2 protein-coding genes (1 of these 2 running past the window's edge) are annotated in these 22,530 nt (G+C 64.7%); both read left to right on the top strand.

What is annotated here, in order from left to right; all coding sequences use genetic code 11:
* Positions 1–100 precede the first annotated feature (100 nt).
* Positions 101–3,334, top strand: coding sequence for an ACP S-malonyltransferase (gene fabD / locus HB634_RS03695; RefSeq protein ID WP_213947590.1), 3,234 nt, complete (start codon positions 101–103; stop codon positions 3,332–3,334).
* On the top strand, positions 3,327–22,530 hold the 5' portion of the coding sequence (locus HB634_RS03690; protein ID WP_213947589.1) for a non-ribosomal peptide synthetase. Its footprint extends 12,839 nt past the window's final position; 19,204 of the gene's 32,043 nt are visible here — the first part of the coding sequence; it begins with the start codon at positions 3,327–3,329; its stop codon lies beyond the right edge, outside the window. The genes fabD and HB634_RS03690 overlap by 8 nt, the downstream gene beginning before the upstream one ends.

Raw genomic sequence — 22,530 nt, 5'->3', positions numbered from 1 at the left:
CGCACGCCCCCGGGGGGAGTGGATGCGCGGTATGCCATGAATTCCGGATGCGCGCACGCGATCCGGAGGCGGACCCACGGCCCGGTTACGGACATACCTTGTGAAGACCATCCTTCTTTTCGCGGGACAGGGATCTCATCACTTTCAGATGGGGAGGGAGCTGTTCGAGCGCGATCCGGTGTTTCGTTCCACCATGCAACACGCGGATCGCATCGTGCGCGAGCGCTGTGGCGAGTCGGTCTTGTCCGTCCTTTTCGCCGAGCACAACACGCGGGAGACACCCTTCGACCGGCTTCTGCATAGCCATTGCGCCATCTTCATGGTGGAACACGCGTTGGCCGTGTCGTTGATGGAACGAGGCATCCGGGTGGATGGGGTCCTGGGGGCGAGCCTCGGCTCGTTCGCTGCCGCGGCTGTTGCGGGGTGCATCGACGCCGACACCGCCTTGCTCGCCGTGATCGAACAGGCGCTCGCCGTGGAGGCACATGCCGAGCCGGGGCGCATGATCGCTGTGATGGGCGCGCCGGAGCGCTACCTGACGTCCGACCTGCTCGAGCTGTGCGAACTCGGGGCGCGCAACTTCGCCACGCACTCGATCCTCTCGGCACCCGAACGGAACGTCGATGCCATCGAGCGTCATATCCACCGTCATGGCCTGAGCTCGCTCCGCCTGCCGGTGAGGTACGCCTTTCATTCGCGCTGGATCGACGGCGCCAGGATGTCGTATGCAGGGTTCCTGCATAACCTTCCGCTTCGACGAGGCGACGTGCCTATCGCCTGCTGCGCAGCCGTCACTCTGTCGCGTGCGTTGCCTGCCGATCATTTCTGGTCGGCCGTTCGTGACCCGGTTCTCCTTCTCGAAACCCTCGAACTGGTCGAATCGCAGGGCAGCTGCCGCTATATCGATGTCAGTCCGGCCGGAACGATGGGGACGTTCCTGAAGTACGCGCTGCCGGCACATTCGAAATCCCGGATACACCACGTCATGTCGCCTTTCGGAGGCGACATGGATCGTTTGATGTCATTGGCGGAGTCACGCACGATGAAGGCAGTCATTTTCCCGGGCCAGGGTTCCCAGTTCAGGGGCATGGGCAAGGATCTCTTTCCGCTTTTTCCCGAAGAGGTCAGGCAGGCGTCCGACATCCTTGGCTATTCCGTCGAGGATCTCTGCCTCAACGACAGCCAGGGGCTGCTCTCGAAGACGGAGTACACGCAGCCGGCGCTGTTCGTGGTCAATGCGTTACATCACTACAGGCAGCAGCAAGAGAACACCCATGCGACGCCGGACTTCTTTGCCGGCCACAGCCTCGGCGAGTACAACGCCTTGCTGGCGGCGGGTGTGTTCTCCTTTGAAACGGGCGTCCGGCTGGTAAAGAAGCGCGGCGAGCTGATGGGCAAGGCGAGCGGCGGGGGCATGGCGGCTGTCCTGGGTGTTCCGGCCAGCGAGGTCCGGGCCCTCCTCGACGAGCATCACCTCACGCAGATCGATATCGCCAACTTCAACACACCGACCCAGACAGTCATCGCCGGCGATAAGGAGGCGTTGGCCACGGCGACCGAACTGTTCTCGCGGTTGAACCTTCGCTGCGTGACCCTGAACGTGAGTGCGCCATTCCACTCCCGGCACATGCAGCCGGCACACGCCGAGTTCGCCGACTTCCTTCGGCAGTTCTCGTTCACCGCACCCGAAGTGACCGTCATCGCCAACGCCACCGCTCGCCCTTACGAGGGGGCGCGTATCGCCGAGACGCTGGCGGAGCAGATCGCCAGGCCGGTGCAATGGGTGGACTCGATGCGTTACGTCATGGGAAAGGGCGATATCGAGTTCCATGAAGTGGGTGCCAGCGTCCTGTCGAAGATGGTCTCCGAGATACGAAACGCACCGATGCCGATGCTCGACGACGGGGAGATTCTCGAACGGGGCGAAGCGATACCTGCTTCCGGCTCGGCGGCAGGGAGGCCGATCGACGCGCGCTCCCTCGGCAGCGCCGTGTTCCAGCGGCGCTTTGGTCTGAAATACGCCTACATGGCCGGTGCGATGTATCGCGGCGTCGCGTCGGCCGATCTGGTGGTGCGCATGGGTAACGCCGGATTCCTCAGCTTCTTCGGCGCCGGCGGACTGTCGCCACAGAAGATCGAGGCGAACATCGTCCGTATCCAGGCGGAGCTGCGCCAGGGTCAGCCCTACGGCATGAACCTGCTGGCGAACTACGAATACCCTGCGATGGAGGAAGCGGTTGTCGACCTCTATCTCCGTTACGGGATCCGTCATGTCGAGGCGGCAGCTTTCATGCAGATGACACCGGCCCTGGTCAGGTTTCGTCTGCAGGGCCTGCGCATGTCCGCGGATAACCAGCTGGTTTGCGACCATCGCATCATCGCGAAAGTCTCCCGTCCGGAAGTCGCGAAGGCCTTCATGAGTCCGCCGCCCATGGCTATCGTGGAGAAGCTGTTGGAACGCCACCAGGTGACGCCGCAGCAGGCGGAATGGTCGCAGCGTATTCCCGTGAGCCACGATATCTGCGTCGAAGCCGATTCCGGTGGTCACACCGATGGCGGCATCGTCGCCGTCATGCTGCCGCCGATGCTTCGACTTCGCGACGAGATGCAGCGCAGCCATCGTTATGCGGAGCCCCTTTGCATGGGCCTGGCGGGGGGCATCGGCGGCCCCGAGGCTGCGGCGGCGGCCTTCCTGCTTGGCGCGGACTTCATCGCCACCGGGTCGATCAACCAGTGCACGGTCGAAGCGGGCATGAGCGCGGATGGAAAGTCGATGCTCCAGCAGATGGATATCCAGGACACCGAGTACGCACCGGCCGGCGACATGTTCGAGATGGGTGCGCAGGTCCAGGTGCTGAAGAAGTCGGTGTTCTTTCCCGCTCGTGCGAGCAAGCTTCTTTCGCTCTATCGCCATCACGACAGCCTGGACGATATACCGGCGCGCACCCGCCAGCAGCTGGAGGGTACGTTCTTCAGGAAGACTTTCGACGAGATATGGAGCGAGACGGCGAGTTACTTCCGCTCGGTAAACCTGGAGCACGAGATCGCCAAGGCCGAGGCGAACGCCAAGCACAAGATGGCGCTGGTGTTCCGCTGGTACTTCGCCTACTGCACGCGCATCGCCATGGAAGGCAAGGGCGATGACCGGGTGAACTACCAGATCCAGACCGGTCCTGCCCTGGGCTCGTTCAACCGGTGGGTAAAAGGCACCGAACTCGAACCGTGGACCAGCCGGCACGTGGACGATATCGCCGTTCGGATCATGGAGGCGACGGCGGAACATCTCACGCGTTCCTACGCGCGCTTTCATCGCAATAGGCACGATCATGAATGATATCGCCATCATCGGCATGTCCTGCCGTTTTCCCGGTGCCGGGAATTACGAGCGTTTCTGGGAGAACCTGCGACAGGGGTTGTCCAGCGTTACCGAGATTCCCGAAGGCCGCTGGGACCGGGACGCGTTCTATTCAGGCGATGTCCGCGAGAAGAACAAGACGACGAGTAAGTGGGGCGGCTTCGTGGAGGGTGTCGAATTCTTCGATGCCGACTTCTTCGGTGTGTCGGCGCGCGAAGCCGAAGTCATGGATCCGCAACAGCGGATCATGCTGGAGCAGGCGTGGAACTGCATCGAAGACGCGGGTTATGACGCGGCGGCGTTTAGCGGAACGAATACCGGTGTCTACATCGGCGTCTTCAACTTCGACTACAAAGACCACCTTCTGCGTGAGCTCGAATCCATCGAGGGTCATGTGTCGACGGGCACGCACACGGCACTCATTCCGAACCGTATCTCGCATTTCCTGAATCTACATGGCCCGAGCCTGCCGATCGACACGGCGTGCTCGAGTTCGCTGGTCGCCCTGCACAAGGCGGCGCATGCGATCCGCCGCGGTGAATGCGATCACGCGCTGGTCGGTGGCGTCAGCGTTCTTTGCAGCCCTACGCACTTCATCTCCTTCTCCAAGACCGGCATGCTGTCGCCGGACGGCAGCTGCAAGAGCTTCGACGAGCGGGCCAACGGCTACGTGCGAGGCGAGGGCGCCGCGATGTTGCTGCTGAAGCCGCTCGACAAGGCGGTCGCCGATAACGACCGGATCGTCGCTGTCGTCCGTGGCACGGCCATGAATCACGGAGGCCGTGCCCGCACGGTGACCTATCCTGGTTCGCTCGCGCAGTCCCAGGTGATTGCGGAGGCACTGCGGCAGGCGCAGGTTCCGGTGAGCACGGTGGGATATGTCGAGGCCCATGGTACGGGTACGCCGAAGGGCGATCCGATCGAAGTCGAAGGCCTGAAGATGGCGTTCGCCCGTGTCGCAGAGGAACGCGGTGAAGTGCTGGCCGAACATGGCTGTGGCATCGGCAGCGTCAAGACCAATATCGGCCACCTGGAGTCGGTTGCAGGCCTGGCAGGCCTGATCAAGACCGTGCTTTGCATGCGTCACGCTACGTTTCCGCCGCTCGTGCATTACCAAACGCTCAATCCGCGCATTTCCTTCGACAACACGCCGTTCTTTATCGTCGCCGAGGCGCAGCCATGGCACGCCTTCACCCATGAGGACGGTACGGCGATCCCGCGTCGTGCCGGGATCAGCTCGTTTGGTTTCGGTGGCGTGAATTCGCACGTCATCGTGGAGGAGTACCTGGGGGGCGCGAGCGGGTCGTCCGGCGATGACGCTGGCGATACACCGGTTCTCGTTATCCTTTCCGCAAAAACGGTGCCCGTGTTGCGCGAGCGTGCGAAGCAGTTGCTTACCGCCATCGACTCGGCTGACGTTCGTCGCGCCGACGTGTGCGACCTGGCCTATACGCTGCAGGTAGGACGCCAGGTCATGGCCGCGCGCGTCGCGTTCGTGACGGATTCTTTCGACACCCTGCGATCGACGCTCGAGGCGTGGCTGGCGAACACGCCGGGTGCCGATGACGTGTTCGCGGGCGAGGTTCCGGTGGATGCCCAGGCGGCGCACAGCGAAGAGATAGCAAGCGTCCCACCAGCGCTCGCCTCGGCCACGCGTGATGAACTCCTGGCGACAGCACGGCAGTGGGTCGGCGGCCGAGCCTTTCTCTGGGCCGCCGGGTACGAGGCAGGTTCGCGTCGACGTGTGGCCTTGCCGACGTATCCGTTCGTCCGGGAACGACACTGGGTGGAGGCAAGGGCATCAGTCACGTCGGCGCCCGAGGCGGCCATTCATCCGCTGGTCCATCGCAACACGTCGACGGCCTCGGGTCTGCGTTTCTCGAGCCGGTTCACGGGCGCCGAATTCTTTCTCGCCGACCACCTCGTCCAGGGTGCACGTACCTTGCCCGCTGCGGCGCAGCTCGAGATGGCGCGTTGCGCGCTGGCTCTCGCTGTCACCGCCGGGCGTACGTATCGAATGAGGGACGTGCTCTGGCTACGCCCCATGGTCGTCGGCGCCGAGCCCAGGTCCTTGCACGTGGCACTCTTCCCCGAGGGTGACGGCAGCTTCCGCTTCGAACTCTACGACGACACCGACGCCGATGGCGGGGTGGTCTTCAGCGAGGGCAACCTGGTAGCCGTCGACGAAACCCTGCCAGGCAGGTCACACGACCTCGGCGAACTACGTCGGCAATGCACGGGCGAGCCGAGGACGGCGGACGCTTGCTACGCGCTGTTCGACCGCATCGGACTGGGCTACGGCGCCGGACATCGCGGGCTGTGTGAGATGTTTACGGGGGAGAACCTGGCCCTTGCACGGATTGCGCTACCGGCACCGGTGACATCGTCCCGGGACGATTACGTGCTTCATCCCAGTCTTGTCGATGCCGCGTTGCAGGCAACGATCGCTTTCGAGGCAAACGATGAGGATGCATGGCAGGATGCCGCGCTCCGGCTGCCATTCGCGCTTGCTTCGCTCGAGGTCATGGCGCCCATGACCGGTGATCTGTGGGCGGTCATTCGCCGCCGCGCGAGCCATACGTTCGATGTCGACCTGTGCAACGAAGAGGGCACGGTGTGCGTCCGCCTCGGCGGTTTCGTCACGCGTACGGTGCCGGGCGCGGGCTCCGATGCGCTGCCCAGGACGGCACTTCTGCAGCCGGCGTGGACGGCCGTTGCGGCCTCGACCACCGATGCCCCTCGCCATGCGCAACATCTCGTCGCGCTTTGCGGCGGTGCGGGTGGCTTCGGAGTCGTTCCGTCAGACCTGCGGTCGATGCTTCCGGAGGCGACCTTCCTCGAGTTCGAGTCAGGCGAAACATCGTTGGCGCAAGACTTCGAATCGGCGGCGGGCTCACTGCTGGAATACATCCAGTCCATCGGAAGTCGGTCAGGCCCGCACCTGATCCAGCTGGTCGTGCCGGTGGACGGCGCCGGAAGCCTCATGGCCGGCCTCGCCGGCATGCTGCGTACGGCGCAGCGAGAAAACCCGCGGATCGCTGCCCAGGTCATCCATGTGGAAACCGGGCAGGACATCGTTAACGTGTTGCGCGAGAATCGCGACGGCACGGCCCCGCAGGTTCGCTACCGGGAAGGCGTACGTCATGTCGCTGTCTGGTCGGAATGGCAGCCGCCGTCCGAGCCACCGACACCGTGGAAGTCCGGGGGCACTTACCTGATTACCGGCGGTGCCGGCGGCCTCGGGTTGATCTTCGCCCGTGACATTGCCGAGCAAACCCGTGGTGCGACGCTGGTACTCACCGGGCGTTCGCCGTCGACCGAGGCGACGCGACGCGCGATCAATGACCTCGAAGTGCTCGGTGCGTCTGCCCACTACCGCCAGCTCGATGTGGGTGACCGTGCCGCCGTGTTGGATCAGGTGCGGGCGATCGACGCCGCCTCGGGTGGCCTGACCGGCATCCTTCACGCCGCTGGCATCCTGCGCGACAGCTTCATGGCACGAAAAACCCGGGACGAGTTGCGGGATGTCTTCCTCGCCAAGGTATCGGGCACGCTCAACCTCGACGAGGCCAGCCGCGATCTCGCACTGGACTGTTTCGTTTGCTTCTCATCGACCTCGGGGGCGCTTGGCAACGTCGGCCAGGCCGACTATGCCGCGGGCAATGCCTTCATGGATGCCTTTGCCCAACAGCGCGCCGGCAAGGTCGCCCAGGGACAGCGGCATGGGCGGACGCTGTCCGTGAACTGGCCGCTGTGGGAGGCGGGCGGCATGCAGGTGGATGCTGGCACGCGTCAACGCATGGCCGAGGACACCGGGTTGATACCGCTGCGCACGGCGAGTGGCCGCAGTGCTCTGACACTGGCGCTCGCCAGTGGACTGCCACAGGTGCTCGTGGCCGAGGGTGACATACGCCGCTTCACCTCGAGTCTGATGGTCGCCGGGCCTGCGGTCGCTGCCATACCCTCGACGGCCCAGCCCGTGCATGCCGATGGCTTTCGCGAGAAGGCCATCCGCTATTTCGTCCGGTTGTTGTCGACCACCCTCAAGCGTCCCGCAAACAGCATCGACGCCCGCGTGGCGATGGAAGCCTACGGCATCGATTCGATCCTCGTCATGGACCTGACGCGGGCGCTCGAGCAGGTGTTTGGGACGCTCTCCAAGACCCTGCTATTCGAGTACCGGACCATCGCCGCACTGACTGGCTATTTTCTCCAGGAGCATGCCGTACGTCTTGGCGAAGTGCTGGGCGAGGCACTTACTGATTCGCCCGCGACGCAGCCGACAGTGGATAACGCGGAGTCCACGGCCACCGTGCCCGTGCCACGCCGTCCCCGCTATGGCGCGGTGCAGGAGAGCCCCCGGGACGCACCGCGTACCCCAAAGGGCCGACCCGTCGATGAGATGGGCGATATCGCGATCATCGGTCTGGCGGGCCGCTATCCGCAGGCAGGTAGCCTCGAGGAATTCTGGGCCAACCTGAGCCAGGGCAAGGACAGCATCACTGAGATTCCGCCAGAGCGTTGGGACTATAGGCTCTACTTCGACGAAGACCGCACCAAGCCGGGCAAGACCTATAGCAAGTGGGGCGGCTTCATCGATGGTGTCGATCTTTTCGATCCACTGTTCTTCAACATTTCGCCGCGCGAAGCGGAGCTGATGGATCCGCAGGAGCGCCTGTTCCTCGAATGCGTGCACGCGACGCTCGAAGATGCCGGCTACACCCGGGATAACGTCACCCCGCATGCCAGTGCCGGGCCGGGCAATGTCGGCGTATTCGTCGGCGTGATGTATGAGGAATACCAGCTCTACGGCGCGCAGGAGCAGGCGAGGGGCCGCAACGTCGCGATGTTGAACAGCGCCGCCTCGGTGGCCAATCGCATCTCGTATTTCTGCAACTTCAACGGCCCCAGCATGGCGCTGGACACGATGTGCTCGTCGTCGCTGACCGCGATCCACCTGGCCTGCCAGAGCCTGCAGCGTGGTGATTGTTCGGTTGCCGTAGCCGGTGGCGTGAATGTGTCGGTGCATCCGAACAAGTACCTGATGCTGGCCCAGGGCAAGTTCATCTCTGGCAAGGGCCGTTGCGAGAGCTTCGGCGAAGGCGGTGAGGGCTACGTGCCGGGCGAGGGCGTCGGTGCGGTACTGCTGAAGCCGCTAGCCCAGGCGATCGCCGATGGCGACCACGTCTATGGCGTGATCAAGGCCACGGCGGTGAACCACGGTGGCAAGACCAACGGTTACACCGTGCCCAATCCGAACGCGCAGGCCGGGGTGATCGAGCAGGCCTTGCGTCGAAGCGGTATCGACGCCCGAGCGGTGAGTTACATCGAGGCGCACGGTACGGGAACCAGTCTTGGCGACCCGATAGAAATTGCCGGTCTGTCGAAGGCTTTCCGGAGCTGGACGCAGGACACGCAGTTCTGTGCCATCGGTTCGGCCAAGTCCAACATCGGCCACTGCGAGAGTGCCGCCGGCATCGCCGGGGTGACCAAGGTGCTGCTGCAGATGAAGCACCGGCAGTTGGTACCGAGCCTGCATTCCAGCATTCTCAATCCGAATATCGACTTCAGCGGCACGCCGTTCGTCGTGCAGCAGGAGCTCGCTGCATGGCCGCGACCGGTGCTGGACCGGCGCGAACGGCCACGCGTCGCCGGGGTCTCCTCGTTTGGCGCAGGTGGTGCGAATGCCCATGTCGTGATCGAGGAATACGCGGCGCCTGCCGCGTCGCGTGCGTCGGAGGGACCGGCGCTGGTCGTCTTGTCGTCACGTCACGAAGATCGTCTCCGCGAACAGGTGGAACGTCTCCTGGCTGCACTGGCGTCGGACGCGGACATCTCGCTGGCCGATCTCGCATATACGCTGCAGGTCGGGCGGGAGCCGATGGAGGAGAGGCTCGCTCTCGTCGTCGGTTCACGTGTCGAGCTGCGCGAGAAACTGACGGCCTACGCGGCCGGCGATACCGCGATCGACGACCTTTACCGTGGCCAGGTAAAACGCAACAAGGAAGCCCTGGCGGCCATCACGGACGACGAGGATATGGACGCCGTCGTCGAGGCCTGGATCCGCAAGGGCAAGTTCGGCAAGTTGCTCGACCTCTGGGTCAAGGGTCTGACCTTCGACTGGCAGCGCCTTTACGACGGCAGTGGCGACCGGCCGCGCCGTGTCAGCCTGCCGACGTATCCGTTCGCCCGCGAGCGCTACTGGATACCTCTGGGTCCGACAGCCTCGGTAGGCGCGGGTGGCATCACGAACGTCCTGCATCCCCTGTTGCAGCGGAACACCTCGGATGTGGACGGACTGCGCTTCAGTACGCGACTGACTGGCGACGAGTTCGTGTTCGCCGACCACGTGGTGCAGGGCATGCGTATGCTCCCGGGCGTCGCACAGCTCGAAATGGCACGACAGGCGGCCAGCGAAGTCATGGGCGCCGGCGCCGGTCCGTTGCGGCTGAAGCACGTCGCCTGGATCCGGCCGGTCACCGTCGGCGCCGAAGGTATCGAGCTTCACGTCGCGCTCTACCCCGAAGAGCCCGGCGAGCTCGGATTCGACATCTACAGCGACGGCGATGATGGCGAAGCGGTGACGTACAGCCAGGGCTCGGTGTTCGCCGCTGCCGCCGCGGCGAACGATGCCGTGATGGCGCACGACCTCGCAGCCATCCGTGCGCAATGTGACGTGTCGCATGTCGATGCAGCGCAATGCTATGAGCGCTTCGAGCGCGTCGGCCTGAACTACGGTCCGGCCTTCCAGGGTGTGGTTGAACTGTTTGTCGGGAAGCGACAGGTTCTCGCGCGGATCGCGTTGCCCCCGGCGGCACCGACCAGTGGCTATGTGCTGCATCCGAGCCTGCTCGACGCCGCCCTGCAGGCGACGCTCGGCCTGAGCAACGGAACGTTGATGTTGCCCTTCGCGCTGGGTGGGCTGGAGATACTCGGCGCCTGCCCGGCGGCGATGTGGGCGGTGGTGCGATATAGCGCCGGCACCCGGCCGGACGACCGCGTGCAACGTCTCGATGTCGATCTGTGCGACGAGCACGGCCGTGTCTGCGTACGCTTCATCGAGTTCAGCCTGAGACCGGCGACATCGGTCGCGGTGCCCGGTAAGCCCGTGCGGACCCTGCTGATGGAGCCGGCATGGGAATCTGCGGCGCCCAGTGCCACCACCGGCACCGCGTACGCCAGCCATGTCGTCATGCTTTGCGATGGCGGCACGCCCGACGTCGAAGCCGATTTCCCCGATGCGGTCTGTCTGTTGCCAGAGACCGGCCCCGACCTGGTTCACCGCTTCGAAGCGGCAGCGGCCGCGCTTCTGGCGCAGATCCAGTCGCTGGCCAGCCGTAGCGGCAAGCATCTGATCCAGGTGGTCGTGCCCACGCAGAGTGCGGGTCAGGCGATGGCCGGACTGGGTGGCATGCTGCGCACGGCGCAACGCGAGAACCCGCGCATCGTCAGCCAGTTGATTGCCGTGGAGCCCGGTCAGGACATCGCCCAGGCACTGCGGGAAAACCACGGCGACCCGGCGCAACACGTGCGATACACGGAAAGCCGGCGCGAGGTCGCCGGCTGGCGCGAACACGTACCTGGCGCAGACACGCTTCTTTCCAGTGTGTGGAAGGCGCAAGGGGTCTACCTGATTACGGGTGGCGCCGGCGGCCTGGGCTTGATCTTCGCGCGCGAGATCGCCCGTCAGGTCCGGAATCCCGTGCTGATCCTGACGGGCCGGTCGATGGTGAACGAACAGATCGCGGCGCACATTCGCCAGCTCGAGACCCTGGGTGCCGTCGTTCAGTACCACGCGGTCGACGTGGCCGATGCCGTCGCCCTAACCCAGTTGGTTCGCGGTATCCCGGAGGCATTCGAAAGCCTCGACGGCATCGTGCACAGCGCCGGCGTCGTGCGCGACAGCTACATCGCCAGGAAGACACCGCAGGAGCTTCACGAGGTGCTTGCCGCGAAGGTGGCTGGCACGGTGAACCTGGATGAGGCCAGCCGTGACATGGCGCTGGATTGCTTCATCTGTTTTTCGTCCATCGCCGGTGCGGTGGGCAACGTGGGGCAGGCCGACTATGCGGCAGCGAATGCGTTCATGGACGCCTTTGCCCACCACCGCGCAAGTCAGGTGACGCGCGGGGAACGTCACGGCCGTACGCTGTCCGTGAACTGGCCGCTGTGGGATGAAGGCGGCATGCGGGCGGATGCCGCTACGCGCGCGATGCTGCTCCAGCAGTGGGGCATGCATGCCCTCGCCACCGACAGCGGCGTGCTGGCCCTGCGTCAGGCGTTACATGGGGGGCAGACCCAGATGCTCGTCGTGGCGGGCGACACGGCCCGCATTCGTGAAGCCGTGATGGGTGAGCCACACGGGACGGTCGCGTCGCCACCTTCAAGGGATGCTTCAGAGCAGCCTGCGGTCTCGCCTGGGAAAGGCTTGTCCGCGTTACTGCTCCGTGCACTCGCCGCCACCGTGTCGTCGTTGATCAAGGTCAAGCCGGAGGACATCGATGGCGACACCTCCCTGAGCGAGTACGGCTTCGATTCGATCTCGCTGACCGAGTTCAGCAATGCGTTGAACCAGCAGTATCGCCTGGACCTGACACCGACGATCTTCTTCGAGTACCCCACGCTCGATGGCCTGGCCAGCTATCTTGCTCGCGAGCATGCGGCGGCGCTCGAGCCACAGCTCGCACGGCCGGAACCGTCGGCCATGGTCGCAGACACCGCCTCACCGTCAGCGATTGCGGTGGCCCACCCGACGCCGTTCGAAGGCGGTCGATCGCGTGGACGGCGTCGGATGGCGACGACGTTAGCCGCCTCCACGACAGGGCAGACCCAGCCCACGAACGCGCCGATCGCGATCGTCGGCATGAGTGGTGAGTTTCCGCAGGCAAGAGACATCGACGCTTTCTGGCGCAACCTGCTCGAAGGCAGGGATTGCATTGCCGACATGCCCGCCCAGCGCACGCATTGGGCCGCCTGGCACGACGAGCGCGTGCCTGAGCGACAGGCAGGCACCGTGACGCGAGGCGGCTTTATCGACGGCATGGACGAGTTCGATCCGACGTTCTTCGGTATTTCACCGAAGGAGGCGGAGCTGATGGATCCCCAGCAACGCCTGATGATGACCCACGTCTGGAAGGCACTGGAGGATGCGGGCTACGGTGGCTCTGCCTTGACCGGTAGCGACACCGCGATCTACGTCGGCACCATGGCCAGCGGTTATGGCGCGCTGATCAGTCGCTCCGGTGCCGCCATCGAAGGCTATTCCTCGACCGGTGCCGTCGCCTCAGTGGGCCCCAACCGGATGAGCTATTACCTCGACTTCCACGGCCCGAGCGAGCCGGTGGAAACGGCGTGCTCGAGTTCCCTGGTCGCGCTGAGGCGTGCTGTCCTCGCCATCCAGCGGGGCGACTGCCGCGTAGCGATCGCCGGCGGTGTGAACACCATCATCAACCCCGAGCTGCACATCAGTTTCGGGCAAGCCGGCATGCTCAGCGAAGACGGCCGCTGCAAGACGTTCTCCGGCGACGCCAACGGCTACGTGCGTGGCGAAGGTGTCGCCATGCTGGTGCTGAAATCGTTGTCGGATGCCGAGCGCGACGGTGACCACATCTACGGGCTCGTACGCGGTACCGCTGAGAATCATGGTGGCCGCGCCAATTCGCTCACCGCGCCGAATCCGCACGCTCAGGCGGCCGTGGTTCGGCAGGCGCATCGACAGGCCGGCTTCGACCCGCGCAGCGTGGGCTATATCGAGGCGCACGGCACCGGCACCCCGCTGGGGGACCCGGTGGAGATCAGCGGATTGAAAGGCGCGTTCAAGGACCTCTACGCAGGGTCGACAGCGGATTCGCCCCACTGCGGCCTCGGCTCGGTCAAGACGAACATCGGACATCTCGAGCTGGCGGCAGGCGTGGCCGGCGTTATCAAGGTCCTGCTGCAGATGAAGCATCGGACCCTGGTCAAGAGCCTGCACAGTGACAGTCTCAATCCATACATCGACCTCACTGGCAGCCCCTTCTACGTGTTGCAGGAAATGCGGGAGTGGATACCCGCACGCGACGCGCAGGGACAGGTGCTGCCTCTCCGTGCAGGCGTGAGCTCGTTCGGCTTTGGCGGTGTCAATGCGCACGTGGTGCTCGAGGAATACGTTCCGTCGTCCCCGCGGCTAGCAGCCGTCGCCGACCCGGTCGCGGTGCTCCTTTCGGCCCGTAGCGACGAGCGGCTGCGCGAACAGGTGCGAGAGCTCGTCGGCTTCCTTGCCTCACCGCACGCCGAGGCGGAGATCGATCTGGTCGACCTGGCCTATACGCTTCAGGTCGGGCGCGAAGCCATGGAGCAGCGGCTCGGTATGGTCGCTTACACGCTCGCCGAACTGCGCGACAAGCTGGAGCGTTTTCTTGACGGCGACCGCGGTATCGACGAGCTTCATAGCGGCCAGGTCGCTCGCAACAGGGAAGCCGTGACGGCCTCAGCGACCGACGAAGACATGGCTCAGACCGTAGACCTCGGCAAACTCATCGAGCTCTGGGTGCGCGGCCACGCTGTCGACTGGCGTGGGTTGTATCGCGCGGGGCAGCCACGCCGCATCAGCCTGCCGACCTATGCCTTCGCGCGGGAACGTTACTGGGTGCCCGGCGGAAACGGACGGGCGCCAACGGACTTGCACGCCCGCACCGCGCTGCACCCGTTGGTTCAGCGCAATTCGTCGACGCTGTCCGGGCCACGTTTCACCAGTCGTTTCGACGGCAGCGAGTTCGTGCTGGCCGATCACGTGGTGGTCGATAGCCGTGTACTACCGGGGGTCGCCCAACTGGAGATGGCGCGCTTCGCCGCGAGCGAGGCCATGGGGGGTGCCACCCACCTGCGCCTGACCGACATCGTCTGGGCCCGTCCCGTCGTAGTGGGAGCGCAGGCGGTGGATCTCCATGTCTCGCTGCACCTGGAAGATAACGGCGACGTGGGCTACGACATTCATTCGGGTATGGACGCGGGCATGATCGTCCATGGTCGTGGTGTGGTCAGGAAGGCGATCGGAGCAATCGCGCCACCAGCGGCTGACATCGCCACGCTCCGCACACAATGCACCCGCGGTCATTTCGACGCTGCGACCTGCTACGCCGCTTTCGATGCGATCGGCCTGCACTATGGCAACGCCTTCCGTGGCCTGAGCGAACTCTTCGTGGGCGAGAACGTGTCGCTGGCACGCGTCACCCTGCCGGACACCGTTGGTGCGGCGCATGCCGACTACGTCCTCCATCCGGGCCTCCTCGACGCCGCACTCCAGTCCACGATCGGCCAGTCCCTCGTTGAAGGCAGGGACGCGCCCGTGCTGATGCTGCCGTTCTCGCTGGGGTCACTAGATATCTTCGCGCCTTGCGTCGCGAGCATGTGGGCGGTGATTCGATCCGTGACAGACGGCGTCGACATCGACCTATGCGACGACGACGGTGTCGTCTGCGTGCGCATGACATCGCTGGGTTTCCGGCCGGTTGCCGCGCGGTCGGAAGACGCTCCCACGGTGGTCGAGGCCTCGCATGCGTCGGTACCGGCGACGTCACCGACGTCGGCCGACACGGCGGACGCACTTCACGAACGCGCCGTGGCTTACTTCGTGCGCTTCCTGTCGACCACGCTGAAGCTTCCGGCGCAGAGGATCGACGCCCAGGCACGGATGGAAACGTATGGGATCGATTCGCTGCTGGTGCTGGACCTGACCCGTTCCCTGGAAAAAACGTTTGGTCCACTGCCGAAGACCTTGTTCTTCGAGTACCAGACCATCGCTGCCTTGAGTGGCTATTTCCTGGCGCAACATGCTGCCGCCATGACCGCATTGCTGGGCGAAAGAGGAGCTGTCGCGGCAGCTTTATCCGCTCCTTCCGCCACGAAAAAGCAGCAAGCCACGTCTGTACCGGTCGACCCTCAGCAGTCGCGGTCGCGTTATGCAGCGCGGGGGCGAGACGAAGCCGTCAACGCCGTAGAGGTGGGCGCCATTGCCATCATCGGTGTCGCCGGTCGCTATCCGCAGGCGGGCAATCTCGATGTGTTCTGGTCCAACCTCAGCCAGGGCAAGGACAGCATTACCGAGATTCCGGTGGAACGGTGGGATCACACGCTCTATTTCGATGCTGACCGTCACCAGCCCGGCAAGACCTACGGCAAGTGGGGCGGCTTCATCGACGGCGTCGATCTCTTCGATCCGCTGTTCTTCAACATCTCACCGCGCGAAGCGGAGCTCATGGATCCGCAGGAGCGCCTGTTCCTCGAATGCGTGCACGCCACGCTGGAGGACGCGGGCTACACGCGGGACAACGTGGCGGACGACGGCAACGTCGGCGTGTTCGTCGGCGTCATGTATGAGGAGTACCAGCTCTACGGCGCGCAGGAGCAGGCTCGGGGGAAGGGCATCGCGGTGCCGGGCCATCCCGCGTCCATTGCCAACCGGGTCTCTTACTTCAGTGACTTCCGTGGCCCGAGCATGGCCCTGGACACCATGTGTTCGTCGTCGCTGACCGCCATCCATCTGGCCTGCCAGAGCCTGCAACGCGGCGGCTGCGAGGTGGCGATCGCGGGCGGCGTGAACGTCTCGATCCATCCGAACAAGTACCTCATGCTCGCCCAGGGCAAGTTCATTTCCGGTAAGGGCCGCTGCGAAAGCTTCGGCGAAGGCGGAGAAGGCTACGTGCCGGGCGAGGGCGTCGGTGCCGTGCTGCTCAAGCCACTGCACCGGGCGATCGTCGACGGCGACCAGATCTACGGCGTGATCAGGGCCACGGCGGTCAACCACGGTGGCAAGACGAATGGCTATACCGTGCCCAATCCGAATGCGCAGGCGAAGGTGATCGAGCAGGCCTTGCGCGAAGGCGGCATCGACGCGCGCGCCGTGAGCTATATCGAAGCCCACGGCACCGGTACCAGCCTGGGCGATCCGATTGAGATCGCTGGCCTGTCGAAGGCATTCCGGAGTTGGACGCCGGACACGCAGTTCTGCGCCATCGGTTCGGCGAAGTCGAACATCGGTCACTGTGAGAGTGCGGCGGGTATCGCGGGCGTGACCAAGGTGTTGCTTCAGATGAAGCATCGGCAACTCGTGCCTAGCCTGCATTCGGGCGTGCTCAACCCGAACATCGACTTCGACGACACGCCGTTCGTCGTGCAACAGGCACTGGCGCCATGGCCGCGGCCGATGCGCGACATCGATGGGGTGGCGACGGAAGGTACAAGGATCGCCGGCATCTCTTCGTTCGGTGCCGGCGGGGCGAACGCCCATGTAGTGATCGAAGAATATGTGCCAACGGCGGTGGCGTCGGAAGATGACCATGGCCCTGTCATGGTCGTGATATCCGCACGTGACGACGAACGCCTTCGTGAGCGCGCCCAGGGGCTGTCGGACTACCTTGGCTCGGGCGACGGAATGTCCACGCCGTCACTGCACGACCTCGCGTTTACGCTCCAGGTGGGACGGGACGCGATGGAAGAGCGGCTTGCACTGGTCGTGCAATCGTTGGATGAACTGCGCGAGAAGCTCGGTGCGTACCTCGCAGGCGAGGCGGCGATCGATGAGCTGTATCGCGGTCAGGTCAAACGCAACAAGGAGGCGCTGGCGGGCCTTGCCGGCGACGCCGACATGGCCGCTACCGTGGATGCCTGGATCGCCAAGGGAAAGTACGGGAAGCTGCTCGAGCTCTGGGTACGTGGCCTGCCTGTGGACTGGCAGCGTCTTTACCGCGAAACGCGACCGCGTCGGATCAGCCTGCCAACGTATCCGTTTGCGCGCGAGCGCTACTGGGTGCCGGCTGGGCCGGCCTCCTTGCATGGCGGTCAGGGCGACGAAGCCCTCCTGCATCCACTACTGCACCGCAATACCTCGACGTTCACGGTGCAGCGCTTCAGCTCGCGCTTCCATGGCAACGAGTTCTTCCTGGCCGATCATGTCGTGCGTGGTCTACGCGTTCTCCCCGGCGTAGCGCACCTGGAGATGGCGTACCGCGCGACCCTCGAAGCGATGGACGAGGGTGGCCGCCTGGTTCTCAACGATATCGTCTGGGCGCGGCCCGCGGTCGTCGATGCCGGGGGGATCGAACTGCATATCGCCCTGGTGCCACATGAAGCCGGTGGCGTGCACTTCGAGATCTACCGCGATGCGGATGACGGCGACACCGTGACGTATAGCCACGGCGCGGTGTCCGTACCGGTGGGCGAGACTCACGGCTATATCGTCACGCACGATCTCGCCGCCCTTCGCCTCGAATGTGCCATCGCGCATCTCGGCGCCGCCGAATGCTATGCCTTGTTCGAAGCGATGGGCCTGGACTATGGCGCCGGCTTCCAGGGCCTGGGCGAGGTGTTCGTGGGAGCGCAGCGCGCACTCGCGCGGATCATGCTCCCGACATCATTGCGTATGGACGGCTATACCTTGCATCCGGCCTTGCTGGACGCTGCGCTGCAGGCCGCGATCGGCCTGGTGGCCGCTCCGGCCGCCACCACCGATGCCACGCTATGGCTACCTGTGGCACTGGGTTCACTGGAAGTCATCGCGGACTGCGTTCCGGGCATGTGGGCCGTCGTGACGGAGCGTGCCGTGGCGGATTCGGACGGCGCATCCCGATGGATCGATGTCGACCTTTGCGACGACACCGGTGCGGTGTGTGTGCGCTTGACCCGACTCGTGTTGCGCGCATCGATCGTTCTTGCCGAGGCGAGCGCTTCGATGGTGCCGCAGACACTGTTGGCGAGGCCTGTGTGGGAAGCACAGGCGCTCAGGGGTGAGCCCACCGGTCGCCGCTCCGTGGCACGTCATCTGCTGCTGCTCTGCGGCCTCGAAGGCGAAAGCAAGGACGAAGTGACCCGTCGGTGGCCCGGTGCCACATGTATCGCCATCGTCGGAGGCGAGGACGTCGCGACGACCTACGAGCTCGCTGCCGGCACGCTGCTGGAACAGATCCAGTCGCACGGCAGCCAGCCGGGACAGTTCCTGATACAGGTCGTCGTGCCGGTCAGGGGCATAGGCCAGACGTTGGCCGGCCTGGGCGCCATGCTGCGTACGGCGGCGCTGGAGAATCCCGCCGTCGTCGGCCACGTGATCGGGGTCGAGGCGGGGCAGGACATCGTTCGCGCGTTGCTCGAGAACCATGACAGCGCGGCACACCAGATGCGCTATCTCGACGGCGCGCGCCAGGTAGGCGGCTGGGCCGAGTGGAAGCAGCCCTCGTCCGAGATGGCGCCGGTATGGAGGGCGGGTGCTACCTATCTGATCACGGGAGGTGCCGGTGGACTTGGCCTGATCTTCGCACGTGACATGGCCCGGCAAGCCCCGGGCGTGACGCTCGTCCTGACCGGCCGCTCCCCACTCACGGATGCAATGCAAGCCCGGTTTGCCGAGCTCGAGGCCATCGGGGCGGTCGTGCATTACATGCCGCTCGACATCGGCGATCGCGAAGCCGTTCGTCGCTGCGTCGACGGTATATCGGCGAGATTCGGACTTCACGGCATCATCCATAGCGCGGGCGTACTGCGTGACAGCTTCATCATCAGGAAGACGAAGCAGGAATTGCAGGAGGTGCTGCGCGCCAAAGTGGCCGGCACGTTGAACCTCGACGATGCCAGCCGGGACCTGGCGCTCGATTGCTTCCTTTGTTTCTCCTCCATCGCGGGCGTACGGGGCAATGTCGGGCAGGCGGACTATGCCGCGGCGAATGGCTTCATGGACGCCTTTGCGCAGCATCGCAGCGAGATGGTCGCGCAGGGCCTGCGCCATGGGAAGACGCTGTCGGTGAACTGGCCGCTCTGGGACGAGGGCGGCATGCAGGTCGATGCGGGTACGCGCCGCCACATGCTGCAAGAGACCGGCATGACACCGTTGCGGACCGACATCGGCTGCGCTGCCCTGGCTCGAACCATGGCAAGCGGCTTGCCCCAGGTGCTCGTCGCGGAAGGGCGGATAGACCAGCTGAAAGCCACGCTTCTGACCGACGCTTCCGTGGCGGCCGCGCGCGGGCCGGTCGAGCCCGTCGAAACGATCGTCGCGGATGTCGGCCAGGCCACGCCCGCCGACATGCGCGAAAGAGCGATCCGCTATCTGGTCCATCTGGTGTCGGCAACGCTGAAACTGCCGCCCCACAAGATCGACCCCGAGGCAGCGCTGGAAGCCTACGGCATCGACTCCGTACTCATTCTCGACCTGACCGTCAAGCTCGAGACATCCTTCGGACCACTACCCAAGACGCTGTTCTTCGAATACCAGAGCTTGGGTGCACTGGCGGGCTACTTCCTCCAGGGTCACGGTGCACGCCTCGCAGCGCTGGTTGGCGAGCCACCTGTCGCGGCGGCGCCGCGACCCGTTGCCATGCCTGCCGGTCACGCCAAGTCGGTATCGACCGATCGCAGCGTGTCGCGATTCGGCAGGCGCGGTAGCGATCCTGGCACTAGCGACATCGCTATCGTCGGTGTTGCCGGTCGTTATCCGCAGGCGGGCAATCTCGCGGCGTTCTGGGCCAACCTCAGCCAGGGCAAGGACAGCATCACCGAGATTCCCGTCGAGCGGTGGGACCACGCGGCGTACTTCGACGAGGATCGCAGCCAGCCAGGCAAGACGTATGGCAAGTGGGGTGGCTTCATCGACGGCGTCGATCTCTTCGATCCGTTGTTCTTCAATATCTCGCCGCGCGAAGCGGAACTGATGGATCCGCAGGAACGCCTCTTCCTCGAATGCGTGCACGCCACGCTCGAGGACGCGGGCTACACGCGGGACAATGTGGCCGAAGACAGCGACGTTGGCGTGTTCGTCGGTGTCATGTATGAGGAGTATCAGCTCTACGGTGCGCAGGAGCAGGCGAGAGGACGATTTATCGCCATGCCCGGAAGTCCGGCGTCCATCGCAAACCGTATCTCGTATTTCTTCAATTTCAACGGTCCCAGCATGGCGCTGGATACGATGTGTTCGTCGTCGCTGACCGCCATCCACCTGGCCTGCCAGAGCCTTCAGCGCGGCGATTGCGCGGTGGCCGTGGCCGGCGGCGTGAACGTCTCGGTGCATCCGAACAAGTACCTCATGCTCGCCCAGGGCAAGTTCATCTCCGGCAAGGGCCGCTGCGAAAGCTTTGGCGAGGGCGGCGAAGGCTACGTGCCGGGTGAGGGCGTCGGTGCGGTGCTGCTCAAACCCCTCGCACAGGCGAAGGCCGACGGCGATCACATCTACGGCGTGATCAAGGCCACGGCGGTGAACCACGGCGGCAAGACGAATGGCTACACCGTGCCCAACCCGAATGCACAGGCGAAGGTCGTTGAGAAGGCGCTACGTAGAAGTGGCATCGACGCGCGTTCGGTGAGCTACATCGAGGCGCACGGCACGGGCACGAGTCTTGGCGATCCGATCGAGATCGCCGGCCTGTCTAAGGCTTTCCGGAGCTGGACGTCCGACACGCAGTTCTGCGCCATTGGCTCAGCCAAATCGAACATCGGCCACTGTGAGAGCGCGGCGGGCATCGCCGGGGTGACCAAGGTGCTGCTGCAGATGAAGCATCAGCAGCTGGTGCCGAGCCTGCACTCCCGTGTGCTCAACCCGAACATCGACTTCGCCGACACCCCGTTTGTCGTCCAGCAAGACCTCGCGCCATGGCCACGCCCGACGCGGCAGGTCAACGGGCTCGTGCAAGAAGGCTCGCGGATTGCCGGTATATCCTCGTTCGGTGCGGGCGGTGCGAATGCGCACATCGTCATCGAAGAGTACGCCGCAACCGCGACGCCATGGATGGGGAACATGCCCGCGTTGATCGTGCTGTCCGCACGCAATGAGGATCGCTTGCACGTGCAGGTTGGCCAGCTTCTGGCAGCGATCGAGGCAGGTGCGGACACGACCCTGGCGGAACTGGCATATACGCTGCAGGTGGGCCGCGATGCCATGGATGAGCGCCTTGCGCTCCGCGTCGACTCGCTGGACGAACTGCGCGAGAAGCTCGCCGCCTGGCTCACCGGCGAGAACTCGGCGGATCTGTATCGCGGCCAGGTCAAACGCAACAAGGAGGCCATGGCGACGTTCACCGGCGACGACGATGTCTCTGCCGTCGTCGACGCATGGATGATCAAGGGCAAGTTCGACAGGCTGCTCGACGGATGGGTTAAAGGCTTCGCCGTCGATTGGCGGCGGTTGTACGGCGACACGCATCCGCGTCGTATCAGCTTGCCAACGTATCCCTTTGCGCGCGAACGCTACTGGGTGCCGGAGGGTACGCAGGCGGCTGTTGTGCAGGCGGTGGCGTCGGCTGCAGCCGTGGAAACCTTGACCTGGCAGCCCGTGTGGACGGCCCAGGGCGCCGCCACGTCGGCGGGCGATGATCCCGTGTTCGCCAGTGAAGTCGTGTTGTTCGCCGGTCTCGATAGCGTCGACGCCTTGCGACTCCAGGCGCATCTTCCGGACGCGCGTCGTCTGGTCATTGAGGAAGACAAAGACACAGCCAGGCTCTACGAGTTGGCGGCCGCCACGTTGCTGGACGCGATTCAAACCCTGGTTGGCCAGCCGGGCAAGCACCTCATCCAGGTGCTCGTCCCCTGCGATGGCGACCTTCAGATGCTCCAGGGACTCAGTGGCATGCTGCGCACGGCGCAGCTGGAGAGCCCGCGCATCGTGGGCCGGGTCATCGCCGTCGAAGCGGGACAGGACATGGCCAAGGTGGTCGGGGAGAACCGTGTCGGCGATGCGCAACAGGTCCGATATGTCCGCGGCGAGCGGCAGGTGACGCACTGGACGGAGTTCGCCTCCAGGGTCGAAGCGGCGTTGCCGTGGAAAGCACACGGCGTGTACCTGATCACCGGGGGAGCCGGCGGCCTGGGCCTGATCGTCGCCCGCGACATCGCCAGTCGCGTAAAGAATCCCGTGCTTATCCTGACGGGTCGTTCGCCGCTGGACGAGGCGATCAAGGCCCGGCTTCGCCCGCTCGAGGCCCTGGGCGCGGCGCTTCGCTACCACGCGGTCGACGTTGCCGACGCCGAGGCGGTCTCGCAGCTGGTGCGCGGCATTCCGGAGGAATTCGAGAGCCTCGACGGCATCATTCATAGTGCAGGCGTGATCCGGGACAGCTTCCTTGTCGCCAAGACACCGGAGGAACTCCACGAGGTATTCGCCGCCAAGGTCGCCGGGACGCTCAACCTCGATGAGGCAAGCCGGGACATCGGTCTCGACT

Origin of the sequence: Luteibacter sp. dw_328 (assembly GCF_018449605.1) — a bacterium.
Taxonomy (GTDB): Bacteria; Pseudomonadota; Gammaproteobacteria; order Xanthomonadales; family Rhodanobacteraceae; genus Luteibacter.
Note: the sequence above shows the minus strand (reverse complement) of the source record. Positions and strands in the feature narration are given on the sequence as shown.